This is a genomic window from Mucilaginibacter sp. PAMB04168 (assembly GCF_039634365.2).
GTDB lineage: Bacteria > Bacteroidota > Bacteroidia > Sphingobacteriales > Sphingobacteriaceae > Mucilaginibacter.
The window spans coordinates 2,214,672-2,227,245 of sequence record NZ_CP155079.2; the positions used below are offsets into that span (position 1 = coordinate 2,214,672).

Below are 12,574 nucleotides of genomic sequence, written 5' to 3' on the forward strand. Positions count from 1 at the left end.
TTTATGAGAATGAAAAAGTTACTGATTACATTAACATTTACGTTGATGGGCTTGGCAAGCGCAATGGCACAGCGTTTTGCTTATGTTGATTCAGATTATATTTTGCGTCACATACCCGAATATGCCTCTTCACAAAAGCAGCTGGCAGCCCTGTCAGACCAATGGCAACGCGAAGTGGATGGCAGATTTCAGGAAATTGACCGCTTATATAAAGCCTATCAGGCCGATCAGGTGCTGATGACCGCTGATATGAAAAAACGCCGTGAGGCCGAAATAGTAGACAAAGAGAAAGCAGCAAAGGATTTTCAGCGTTCAAAGTTTGGTCCGGACGGAGAACTTTCACAACGCAGCAGCAGCTTGGTTAAACCTATTCAAGAAAGAGTGTCTAAAGCTATACAAGCAGTTGCCGAGGGCGAAAACCTAGATATGGTATTTGATAAGAACAGTGAAGTGATGATGCTGTATGCCAACCCGCGTTATAACAAGAGCGATGCGGTGGTTACGCGCCTGGGTTTAAAACCCGGCACCTTTGCAAAGTAAAATTTTTTGATTAAAATAGCACACGATTAAACACAGACAAAAAGAAGAAATGAAAAAGTTATTTAAAGTTGCTTTAGTAGCAGGATTTATGTTATTGACGGCGGGTTTTGCTAAAGCACAAACTAAAATTGGCTACATTGATTTTAACCAGTTAATTGAATCAATGCCTGACTTAAAGCCGATACAAGCTCAATTACAGACCTACCAAAAAACATTTGTAGATCAACTGAGCACTATGCAAAACGAGTTTCAAACTAAAGGCGCTGCATATGAAAAAAACCGCGCAACCATGACGGATGCTGCACGTACAGCTTCAGAAACTGAGTTACAAGACATCAACAAACGTATACAGGATTACAACAACACTGCTCAGCAACAAGTGCAAGCTAAAAGCGCTGAGTTATTCAAACCAATCAGCGATAAAGCTAAAGCAGCTATCAATGCAGTAGCTAAAGAAAAAGGTTATACTTATGTTATCGATTCAGGTACAACCGGCCTAATCGTATCGCCTGCTGGTGACGACCTGATGGCCTCAGTAAAATTGAAATTAGGTGTTAAATAACATTAAGTGATATTAGAAATTAAAAGCGAGGGCATTGCCCTCGCTTTTTTTATTTTTGCACCATGCAGTCAACCCGGCCCATAGGTATCTTCGATTCTGGTTTAGGAGGGCTAACCGTTTTTAAATCTATTGCAGAAAAGCTGCCCGGTTACGATTACATATATTTTGGCGACAATAGCCGTGCGCCGTATGGTAACCGCTCATTTAACACCATTCATCAATACACATGGGAGTGTGTACAATGGTTGTTTGGGCAAGGATGCCCGCTTATTATACTGGCTTGTAATACGGCCTCGGCTAAGGCATTACGCACTATTCAGCAGCGTGATATGTTAAACGGCTATGCTAATAAACGCGTACTTGGCGTAATAAGGCCTACGGCAGAAGTAATTGGGGACTATAGCCAAAGTGGCGAGATTGGCGTTTTGGGTACAAAGGGTACCGTACAGTCGGGGTCATACGCCATTGAGATTAACAAGTTTTTTCCGGATGTGAAGGTTTACCAGCAGGCTTGCCCTCTATGGGTTCCGCTCATTGAAAATGGAGAGTATAACAAACCTGGAGCCGAATACTACATCAAGCTATACCTCGATCAAATTTTGGCCCAGTCATCCAGCATTGATACTTTATTGCTAGCCTGTACGCATTATCCATTATTGCAGGATAGGATAAAGGCGTACTTGCCAGAAAACATTCAAGTGGTAGCCCAGGGTGATATTGTAGCTAACAGCCTGGTTGATTACCTGAAACGCCACTCCGAAATGGAAAGCAATATTACGCAAAACGGTGTCAAACGATTCTTTACAACCACCGATGATACCCAAGAGTTCGATCAGCACGCCTCACTTTTCTTTTCAGCTCCGGTTAAGTCGGAGTATGTGGCTATTTAGTAAGGCAAAATTGTTAAGTTCTTGAATGGTTAATTAGTTCATTGTTGAGTTGTCTAAAACGCTAGCTCTCTTTTAATCAAAGGTGCCTACTGGAAATTTTAACTAATCAACTAATCTCTACCACCACGATAGAATAATTCTAAACAGCCCCTTATCATTCTGAACATAAATAGCTAAGTTTGCACCGTTTTGTAAATCGGTTTGCATTGAGCTTTTATATCATTTACATATTGGTTGCCATTGGGCTGTTTACTTTTGTAGCAGTGTTTACACTATTTGGTGTTTACGCAGAACGGAAGCTATCGGCCTTTATCCAAGACCGTTTAGGACCTACCGAGACGGGCAAATTCGGGTCGCTGCAAACTATTGCAGATATACTAAAAATGCTTCAAAAAGAACTAATTACGCCCGCCGCGGCCGATAAAGTTCTTTTTATGCTTGCACCTGTAATCATATTTATTGCCGTATACCTTGGGTTTGCTGCCTTGCCCTGGGCTCCTGATGTCATACCATCAAAAATAAATATCGGCTTATATTACATTTTCGCTATCGTCTCAATCGAATCTTTAGGTATAATCATGGCCGGTTGGGGATCCAACAACAAGTATTCTATATTGGGGGCCATGCGGTCGGTGGCACAAATAATTTCTTATGAAATTCCGGCCGGCTTTGCGCTTATTGCAGTGGTCATGATCTCACAAACGCTCGATTTGCAACAGGTTGCCATGCAGCAAGGCATACTTTCACAAGAGAAAGTGAAGTTTTTAGGCATTTGGGATGTTACACATATAGGCGGTTTTTTGAGTTGGAACGTGTTTAAAGCGCCGCATCTTATCGTAGCTTTCGTCATTTACTTTATAGCATCTTTAGCCGAAAGTAACCGCGCGCCTTTTGATATACCTGAAGCTGAATCTGAATTGGTCTCTGGTTTCCATACCGAATACAGTGGTCTCCGGTTTGCTTTCGTCTTTTTGGCCGAATACTCGATGATGCTTTTAGTATCGATGGTAGCTGTGGTGTTATTTTTAGGAGGGTGGAACACTATCTTACCTAACATTGGCCCTATAAAACTGGCCGACTGGACAACAGGTATTGGATTTGGAATTTTATGGACGTTACTTAAAGCACTGATGCTGGTTGGCGTTCAAATGTGGATACGCTGGACATTGCCACGCTTGCGGGTTGATCAGTTAATGGACCTGTGCTGGAAAGTTTTAACGCCGCTGGCTTTTTTGTGTATGATTATATCTGGCATATGGCGCTTGTGGGTAATGTAACTTAATTGTAAGTTGTGAATTTGCACAACTGGCAAGCTATCAATTATGAGTATATTGTTAATTGAATATTTCATCAATCAACAAAATCAGGACAGAAGAAATTGTTAATTAAAAACACATATAACGCATTTATAACGGCCTGGAAAGGCCTGGCACTTACCTTGCGCCATCTTTTGGGTGCTAATGGTAAACGCAATACTATTTCTGTAAAATCAGACAATTATTTTAAGCAGCTGGAGGAAGGCACAAATACCATACAATACCCCAAACAACAACTGCCTATACCCGAGGTTGGACGTTACCAGTTGGATGTGGAGATTGATGACTGCATTGTTTGCGACCTTTGCGCCAAAATTTGCCCTGTTGATTGTATCAGCATTGAATCCATTAAAGCTACGCAGGCCATAGGCCAAACCTCGGATGGTTCGACCAAACGCTTGTATGCAGCGCAGTTTGATATTGATATGGCTAAGTGCCTGTATTGCGGTCTGTGTACGGTTGTATGCCCAACAGAGTGCATTACCATGACTAACCAATACGATCGCAGCGTATATCAATTAGGCGACCTCACTTACAGTTTCTCAGACATGAGCCCCGAACTTATAGCTGAAAAAAAGCAGGAAATTGAAGTGCAGCAGGCTGAACGGTTAGCAGCCAAGCAAGCTGCCATGAAGGCTAAGGAGGGTGGTGCATGAATTTAGTAACTGTAATGTTTTACGTTATGGCTGTTATTGCGCTCGGCTCAGCCTTGTATACAGCTGGCAGCCGGAACCTGGTAAGGTCGGTGTTTATGTTTTTTATAACGCTGTTTGCACTGGCTGGTTTATACGTTTTGTCGCTGGCCGATTTTGTGGCGGTAACCCAAATAGTAGTGTACGTTGGCGGTATACTGGTACTGATCTTATTTGCATTCATGCTGTCGGGGCGCGAGTCGCTGGCCGCCTTGGAGCAGCAAAAAAACCGGCTGATCGCTGTTAATAATCTGCCGGCTTTGCTGCTTGCTATTTTGTTTTTCGCAATGATGGCCTATATATTTTTGCGGGGTCATGTTGATGATGCCACCTGGTTAAAACAAGCGGTTGAAAAACAGAATTTAATAACGCCGCAAAATGTCACCATTAATAACCTGGGCGTTAATCTTATGACCAATTACCTGCTGCCCTTTGAGGCCATATCTATATTGTTGTTAATGGCATTAGTAGGAGCAGCGCATTTGTCAAGAAAGGAGGCGACTGCATGATTACACTTACTCATTACCTGATAGTAAGTGCCGGGCTGTTTTGCATAGGCCTTTACATGATTCTGTCTAAGCAAAATGCGGTGCAGATACTCATTGGCATAGAACTGATGCTTAATGCTGCTATACTTAACCTGGTAGCTTTTGGTAAGTTCGATAGACTTGATAATGGTGGGCAAGCATTTGCCTTGTTTGCCATAGTATTGGCTGCTGCCTCAACGGCTGTAGCTTTGGCTATTGTATTGAATGTTTACAGGCGGTACGGTACTATTGATCCGGGCAAGGTAAATCAATTAAAAGACTAAGTAAAATGAGGCTTGTATACATTTTTTCCTTAGTATTTGCTTTTGGCGTTGTTAAAGCGCAGGATAATCACATGGTGATTACCACCAGCAATCAGAACACTCCAAAACCCTTATACGTAATTGATGATGTGGTTACAAAAGATGTGTCTGCCTTATCAGGAGTAAATCCGAACGACATAGAATCGATTGAGATTTTAAAAGACGCTAACAGTACCGCAGTGTATGGCAATGACGGCGTAAATGGTGTGATAGTAGTAAAAACGCAAAAGTACGTTAAACGTAAAACCTTGAATAAACTGGCCGAATTTTCGGCTAAACTACAACGCTATCTAAAACACAAGTCTGACACGGCAAGTTTCCGTTATTTGATTAACGGTCGGCAACCAGCAGACTCTGCCAGGCAAACTCCAGGCACTGTGTTCAGTCTTCCTAAAAGTGCCATAAAAAGCGTTGAGTTCAAAAAACCAAAAACTGGCGAAAAAGCTATTGTTAAAATCACAACCAAACCTTGATTACTGATTTATCACATACTGCAACCATTACTAACTACGCCCTTGTGGCGGTAGCACTGCCGCTTGTTGCTTCGCTTGTGAACTTTTTATTGCCTGCTAAGGCAGGTAAGGTTTCGGGGTGGATTTCTGCATTGGCTGTTTTGGCAAGTGTGATACTGGCTGCAACCGTATTTGGCAAAGTATGGAATGCTGAGCAGATACATATTCGTAACCTTTGGTTTACTATTGGCCAAAGTAACGTTTACGGCGGTTTATTGCTCAATAATCTGTCGGTATTTATGTTGCTGCTGGTTACGGTTATTGCCTTGCCGGTACATATCTATTCTACAGCTTATATTAAACCTGCTGAACAAAACCGCTATTTTACTTACCTCAGCTTCTTTTGTTTCAGTATGCTGGCTCTTGTAGTGGTCGATAGTTTAGTACTCGTATATGCCTTTTGGGAATTAGTAGGCTTTTCATCATACCTGCTCATTGGCTTTTGGTTTACACGTGACAGTGCCGTACTGGCTAATAAAAAAGCCTTTATAATGAATAGGATAGGTGACATTGGATTGCTTTCAGCGATAATTATCCTGTTTGCCCAATACCACACTTTTGATTTAGTTGAATTGTTCGGTCAAAACGGCTTGGTGGTCAAATCTATCCTGCAAAATGGAATCTGGCTGGCCCCAACAGGTCAAATGCCTCAAGTATGGCAGTATATAGCATTTATAGGCATATTTTTGGCTGTGGCTGCAAAATCGGCCCAGTTTCCACTGCATACCTGGTTGCCCGATGCCATGGAGGGACCAACCTCTGTTTCTGCATTAATACATGCAGCTACCATGGTTGCGGCCGGCGTGTTTTTGCTGGGGCGCGTTTACCCGCTATTTAACATATATGAATTAAACGCCCTGGCTATTGTAGGGTGTTTTACCGCGTTTTTGGCAGCTACCATAGCGCTTACACAAAATGATTTAAAACGAATATTGGCATATTCAACTATATCTCAACTGGGATACATGATTACTGCAATGGGCATCGATGCCTATGCTTCGTCGCTTTTTCATTTGGCTACGCATGCTTTTTTTAAGTGTTTGTTGTTTTTATGTGCAGGTGTTATTATACACGAGGTGCAGCACATTAAAGATGAAAACCAACTCGATATCGATCCGCAGAATATCTTGTATATGGGTGGTTTGCGTAAAAAGATGCCGTTAACATTTATTGCAACGCTTGTTGGTTGTTTGGCCTTGGTTGGCGCGCCGCTTACATCGGGCTACCTCTCTAAGGATGGTATACTAATACAGGCATTTGAATGGGCCGAAAATAAGAGCTGGGCATACAAAATTGTGCCCATCAGTATTTTAGTTACCAGTTGCATTACCGCTTTTTATGTAGCCCGTTTACTGTTTAAAGTGTTTTTTGGAGAGTTCAGGCTTAAGGAAATACTGCCTGACATGCAACTTCATATTGGCGATGGCAGTTGGGGCTTTCGTATACCACTGGTTTTTTTAACGCTTTGTTGCTTGTTCCCGTTGCTTTCACTGCATCCGTTATTGTATGAACATGCCTGGTTATTTAAAGGTTTACGGCCGGCTGATTACATGGCACGCGAAAACATCTATCATACCATTATTCCAGTTGCCATAAACATATTGAGCGTTTTTGTAGCTTATTGGGCTTTTGCAGTTTATATTCAGCAACGCAAACTGGTATTTAGTCAAACCAACTTTTTATTCAAGCTTTCATACCATCATTGGTATATTGATACCTTCTATCAAAATACCGTAGTGAAAGCCGTATTATTATTAAGCAACGCCTTGTTTTGGTTTGATCGCCAGGTTATTGATGGCGTTATAAATTTTTTACAAAAAGCCAGCGGCCTGCTAGCCAGCCTCACCGCCTGGACTGACCGTTATATTGTTGACGGTACTTTGCACTTTTTGGCCCTGTTAGTTAAAGCAATAGGCAATTTTTTCCGTGGTTTTCAAGGCGGCAAAGTGCAATACTATTTATATAGCATGCTGGCCTTAATACTAACCCTGTTTATCATTAAATTACTGATCTGAACCTGATGAATATATTAACCTTATTCATATTTATACCTGCCCTTTTCGGTTTGCTTATTCTGCTGCTTCCATCATCGTTTAAGCAAATTTTTAAATATATAACGCTTGCTGCAACTATCATACAGTTAGCGCTGAGCGTATTTATATACTTGAACTTTAAAACAGGTGCAGCTTATGCTGGCGTTAATAATGAAAGTCAGTTTCAGTTAGTACAAAAAACGCCATGGATTAGTTTGAACTTAGGCAATGCCGGCCATATGCAGATTGATTACTTTGTAGGTATTGATGGCATATCGGTATTAATGCTGGTAATGACGGCTGTTGTAATGGTGATAGCGGTACTGGCCTCATGGGAGATTAAACAAAACCTGAAAGGTTTTTTCGTATTGTTCCTGCTGCTGGATATGGCTGTTGCCGGGGTATTCTGCGCGCTTGATTTTTTCTTATTTTACCTGTTTTATGAGCTCATGTTGCTGCCGCTTTACTTTCTTATTGGTATGTGGGGTGGGGTAAGGCGCGAGTATGCGGCTATTAAGTTCTTTTTGTACACGCTGTTTGGCTCAGTGTTCATGCTCTTAATTATGGTGGGCCTGTACCTGTCAGTTACCGATCCGGCAACCGGCAACCATACCTTTAACATCATACACATGATGAACCCGGCTAATTATCAGCAAGGTTCGGTGTTCTCTGTGCTAAGCCATCAAACGCTGTTCGGAATGCCGGCAAGAGTAGTGGGCTTTGTAGTGATCTTCATTGCTTTTGCCATCAAGGTGCCGGTTGTACCTTTACACACCTGGTTGCCCGATGCGCACGTTGAGGCGCCTACACCGGTATCTATTATTTTAGCGGGTGTGTTGCTAAAAATAGGCGGCTACGGCATCATCCGTATATGTATGGGTATCTTCCCCGAAGTGGCAGCTTCCGGTGCGTTTTGGCTTGGTTTGCTGGGCGTTGTTTCGATAATATATGGCGCCTTAAATGCCTTGGCACAGCGCGATCTAAAAAGGCTAATCGCTTATTCATCCGTTTCGCACATGGGCTTTGTATTGTTAGGTTTGGCTTCGCAAACAGCCGAAGGGGTGAGCGGCGCTATGATGCAGATGATCAGTCACGGCTTCTTATCATCCATGTTGTTCTTCCTAGTCGGCGTTATATACAACCGGGTACACGACCGGGATATATATAACTTCCGTGGATTGGCTACCGTTATGCCACAATACACCACTTATGTAATGATCGCTTTTTTTGCGTCATTAGGCCTACCTGGTTTTTCGGCTTTTATTGCCGAAGCTTTTTCGCTGGCTGGTGCTTTTAAATCAACGGTTATTCCAAACTGGATGGCAGTATGCGGATCCATAGGTATTTTACTAAGTGCCGCATATTTTTTATGGACGCTGCAACGCATGTTTTTTGGCAAAGAGTTGCTAAAAGGAGGCGAAAGCTGGAAACAAGCTTTAACGGGTTTGCATATACGCGAAAAGCTGGCTTTGTTCCCACTGGCAATTTTAGCGCTGGCATTAGGTATAATGCCCTCACTGGTGTTCAGCAAAATTAATGACTCGGTGCTGGCCGTAGTCGAATTTACAAAACAGATGGTTCGTTAAGTGATGCAGCACCTCTTGCCCAATATATCAACACAAATAAACGACTTGCTCGGCAGCCTGCCGCTGTTTAAACCCGAGATTTGTTTAGGTGCTTTGTTTTTACTGGTGTTAATTGCCGACCTTTTTTACCCCAAAAACAGAGGCAATGCCTGCCGCATGTTAGCCTGTGCAGGCATATTGCTGGTGCTGGCTGCCGACTGGGGCCAATACATCATTTTCAAGCAGGAAGCACAACTGCTATTTAACGGTAATCTTATTTTGCACCATAGCAACATCGTGCTAAAAATGGTGATGGACGTACTGGCCTTTGTACTGTTATTGTATTTCCGTTGGGATAACCAATTTAAAATGCACAAAAAGGGTATGGGCGATGCTTATACTATTATAGTGGCCTCGGTATTAGGTTTGCATTTAATGGTAATGTCGGCCACGTTGCTAACGATGTTCTTATCTATAGAGATGGTGTCTATAGCCTCTTATTTGTTGGTAGCTTACCGTACAGAAAGCGCGCTTAGTGCTGAGGCCGGTTTGAAGTATGTACTTTTTGGCATGGCTGCATCTGCTGTGATGTTATATGGTACATCCTTAGTATATGGCCTCACCGGAACGCTGAACTTGTTTGATGCACGGTTTATTGGCAACCTACAGCAGGCTGATAAAATGATGGCAGCACTGGCTATACTGCTTATACTGGCCGGTATTGGCTTTAAGCTATCGTTTGTGCCGTTGCACTTTTGGGTGCCAGATGTATACCAAGGGGCCAGTACACCAGTTACGGCATATCTTTCAACCTTGCCTAAAATAGCCGGCTTTGGTTTACTGATAACTTTTTTAACGCCGTTTACTTACAATTCAGGGTGGAAACAACTGGACCTTAGTCTCATCTTATCGGCTGCAGGCATTATCACCATGATAGCCGGAAATTTTGCTGCAGTATGGCAGCAAAATATAAAGCGCCTGCTGGCTTATTCCAGCATTGGGCACACAGGATTTGCTTTAATGGCTATTGTAACGTTTAATGCGCAAGGCATTAACGCGCTTAACTTTTACCTTGCTGTATATGCTTTAGCTAATATTGGCGTGCTGGCCTTGGCCAGTTATTTTGCTAATACTATGCAGGCACATGCCCTGGAAGATTATAAAGGACTGGGGGCAAAGTATCCCATTGCCTCGGTATGTTTTGTACTATTGCTTGTTTCGTTAACGGGTATACCAGTTTCGGCTGGTTTTAATGGTAAACTGCTGGTGTTCTCATCAGTTTATTCAGTTTATCAAAATGGGCATAATCCAATGTTGTTGGCTTTGCTCATCACAGGGGCGGTTACCACAGTAGTCTCTTTGTTTTATTATATCAAAATCCCATTATTCCTTTTTTTGAAGAAGGGTGATAATGAGGAAGCTGATTTTTCGGCCACCTCTAAGTACCTGCTTATCATGATTGTGACGATTACGGCGGTGGTAATTTTATTAGGGATTTTTCCGGACTGGTTGGCCAATTTGTTGTAACATCGGTGCGGTAGCCCTGTTAATTGTAATATTCGTAAAAATAACACCAGCACGCTTTTTATGCTTTCGCATGACAATTACACGCGAAACGAATAAGAAAAAGTTGTACTTTCGTGGCTTCATTTAAAATCATGAGCGATCAGATTAAGCATGAATGCGGTGTTGCTTTTATACGTCTTTTAAAGCCCCTCTCATACTACCAGCAGAAGTACGGTACTGCACTTTACGGTTTAAATAAGCTATACCTTTTAATGGAAAAGCAACATAACCGCGGCCAGGATGGCGCGGGCGTCGCCACCATTAAACTGGATATTGAGCCTGGTAAACGGTACATTAGCCGTCACCGCTCAATGGCCAGCAACGCGGTAGCCGACATCTTCGAATACATCCAGAAGAAATTTGCGGATGTAGAAAAGGAATTTCCCGAAAGGATGAAGGATGCCGATTGGTTGAAAGAAAACATCAGCTTCACCGGCGAAGTGCTGTTGGGCCACCTGCGCTACGGTACGCACGGCAAAAACAGCATCGAAAGTTGTCACCCGTTTTTACGTCAGAACAATTGGATGACCCGAAACCTGGTAATTGCCGGTAACTTTAACATGACTAATGTTGATGAATTACTGGAACAGTTATATGAATTAGGTCAGCATCCAAAAGAAAAAGCCGATACTGTAACCGTACTGGAAAAAATAGGACACTTTTTGGACACCGAAGTTCAGGGCCTGTTTGACCAATTCAAGCGGGAAGGTAATGATGACAATATAGAGATCAGTAAGATGATTGCTGATAGCATGGATGTAGCCAAGATCATAAAAAAATCGGCCAAGAACTGGGATGGTGGTTATACCATTGCCGGTATTATAGGTCACGGCGACGCCTTCATTATGCGAGATCCGGCTGGTATTCGGCCGGCGTTTTATTACGCCGACGATGAAATTGTGGTAGCTACCTCTGAACGTCCTGCTATACAAACAGCCTTTAATATTCCGCTTGAGAAGATTAAAGAGATACAACCCGGGCACGCGCTTATCATCAAAAAAAGTGGTAAGGTATCTGAAGAGCAGTTTAGCGAGCCGAAGGTAAAAAAGGCATGTTCATTTGAGCGGATCTATTTTTCTCGTGGCAGCGACGCGTCGATTTACCGGGAGCGTAAGCAATTAGGCCGGTTATTGTGTAACCAGATTTTGGAAGAGGTTAATAACGATATCAAAAATACCGTGTTTTCTTACATCCCTAATACTGCCGAAACTGCTTTTTATGGCATGGTAGAGGGCGTAAATAAATATGTTAAACAATACCAGCGCGATCGACTGCTGAACAGGGACGATAAAATTACTGATGAGGAGTTAAGCGAAGTATTGAGCCTGGCACCAAGGGTTGAGAAAATTGCCATTAAAGATGTGAAACTACGCACCTTTATTACGCAGGATGCCGACCGTGGCGAGATGGTAGCCCATGTTTATGATACTACTTACGGCCTGATAAACAAAGGAACCGATACATTGGTATTACTGGACGATTCTATTGTACGTGGCACAACGCTTAAGCAAAGCATCCTGAAGATTATGGATCGCCTGGGGCCTAAAAAAATTGTTATAGTATCATCAGCACCGCAAATACGTTACCCGGATTGCTATGGCATTGACATGTCTCGTATGGGCGAGTTTGTGGCTTTTGAAGCGGCAATTAGCCTTTTAAAAGAAACCGGCCAGGAAGATATTATTTTGGATGCTTACCAAAAGGCTAAAGCCAGCAGCGCATTGCCTAAAGAGCAGGTTGAAAACCATGTGAAAGCCATTTATGCGCCTTTTACCGATCAACAGGTATCAGACCGTATTGCAAAAATTATAACGCCTGCTGAAGTAAAGGCTGAAGTGCAGGTGATATACCAAACGCTGGATAATTTACATAAAGCTTGTCCCGACCATTTGGGCGACTGGTATTTTAGCGGTGATTACCCAACACCGGGTGGTAACAAAGTGGTAAACCGCGCCTTTGTAAATTGGATGGAAGGTAAAAACCAACGCGCTTACATGTAAGCTGCGACGTTGAAAAGCAAAAAGGACCACAGTTTTACCAACTGTGGT

The 12,574-nt window shown here is 42.7% G+C and carries 12 protein-coding genes; all 12 read left to right on the forward strand.

What is annotated here, in order from left to right; genetic code table 11:
* The first annotated feature begins 9 nt into the window (after positions 1-9).
* The 12 genes from ABDD94_RS09545 (at position 10) to ABDD94_RS09600 (ending at position 12,526) form a co-directional block, all read left to right on the forward strand.
* Positions 10-540 carry an OmpH family outer membrane protein gene (locus ABDD94_RS09545; RefSeq protein ID WP_345947850.1) on the forward strand — a complete coding sequence of 177 codons (531 nt, stop codon included), beginning with the start codon at positions 10-12 and terminating at the stop codon, positions 538-540.
* 49 nt (positions 541-589) lie between these two features.
* On the forward strand, positions 590-1,102 hold the full coding sequence (locus ABDD94_RS09550) for an OmpH family outer membrane protein (RefSeq protein WP_345947849.1): 513 nt from the start codon (positions 590-592) through the stop codon (positions 1,100-1,102).
* 62 nt (positions 1,103-1,164) lie between these two features.
* Complete coding sequence (gene murI, locus ABDD94_RS09555; RefSeq protein ID WP_345955663.1) at positions 1,165-1,992, forward strand: glutamate racemase; 828 nt, start codon at positions 1,165-1,167, stop codon at positions 1,990-1,992.
* A gap of 206 nt (positions 1,993-2,198) precedes the next feature.
* Positions 2,199-3,269: an NADH-quinone oxidoreductase subunit NuoH gene (nuoH, locus tag ABDD94_RS09560; protein ID WP_345955664.1), complete on the forward strand. Its 1,071-nt coding sequence runs from the start codon at positions 2,199-2,201 to the stop codon at positions 3,267-3,269.
* Positions 3,270-3,370: 101 nt separating this feature from the next.
* Positions 3,371-3,964: a 4Fe-4S binding protein gene (locus tag ABDD94_RS09565; protein WP_345955665.1), complete on the forward strand. Its 594-nt coding sequence runs from the start codon at positions 3,371-3,373 to the stop codon at positions 3,962-3,964.
* Positions 3,961-4,509: an NADH-quinone oxidoreductase subunit J gene (locus tag ABDD94_RS09570; protein WP_345955666.1), complete on the forward strand. Its 549-nt coding sequence runs from the start codon at positions 3,961-3,963 to the stop codon at positions 4,507-4,509. Before ABDD94_RS09565 ends, ABDD94_RS09570 begins: the two co-directional genes overlap by 4 nt.
* Complete coding sequence (gene nuoK / locus ABDD94_RS09575; protein WP_345955667.1) at positions 4,506-4,811, forward strand: NADH-quinone oxidoreductase subunit NuoK; 306 nt, start codon at positions 4,506-4,508, stop codon at positions 4,809-4,811. The genes ABDD94_RS09570 and nuoK overlap by 4 nt, the downstream gene beginning before the upstream one ends.
* 5 nt (positions 4,812-4,816) lie before the next feature.
* Positions 4,817-5,323: a TonB-dependent receptor plug domain-containing protein gene (locus ABDD94_RS09580; protein WP_345955668.1), complete on the forward strand. Its 507-nt coding sequence runs from the start codon at positions 4,817-4,819 to the stop codon at positions 5,321-5,323.
* The gene (locus tag ABDD94_RS09585) at positions 5,320-7,377 is read left to right on the forward strand and encodes an NADH-quinone oxidoreductase subunit L (RefSeq protein ID WP_345955669.1); all 2,058 of its coding nucleotides are present in this window, start codon (positions 5,320-5,322) and stop codon (positions 7,375-7,377) included. The genes ABDD94_RS09580 and ABDD94_RS09585 overlap by 4 nt, the downstream gene beginning before the upstream one ends.
* A 5-nt stretch (positions 7,378-7,382) precedes the next feature.
* Positions 7,383-8,981 (forward strand): NADH-quinone oxidoreductase subunit M, encoded by a 1,599-nt coding sequence (locus ABDD94_RS09590; protein ID WP_345955670.1) that lies wholly within the window; start codon positions 7,383-7,385, stop codon positions 8,979-8,981.
* 3 nt (positions 8,982-8,984) lie between these two features.
* Positions 8,985-10,487: an NADH-quinone oxidoreductase subunit N gene (locus tag ABDD94_RS09595; RefSeq protein ID WP_345955671.1), complete on the forward strand. Its 1,503-nt coding sequence runs from the start codon at positions 8,985-8,987 to the stop codon at positions 10,485-10,487.
* 131 nt (positions 10,488-10,618) lie between these two features.
* The gene (locus tag ABDD94_RS09600) at positions 10,619-12,526 is read left to right on the forward strand and encodes an amidophosphoribosyltransferase (RefSeq protein WP_345947839.1); all 1,908 of its coding nucleotides are present in this window, start codon (positions 10,619-10,621) and stop codon (positions 12,524-12,526) included.
* Positions 12,527-12,574 lie beyond the last annotated feature (48 nt).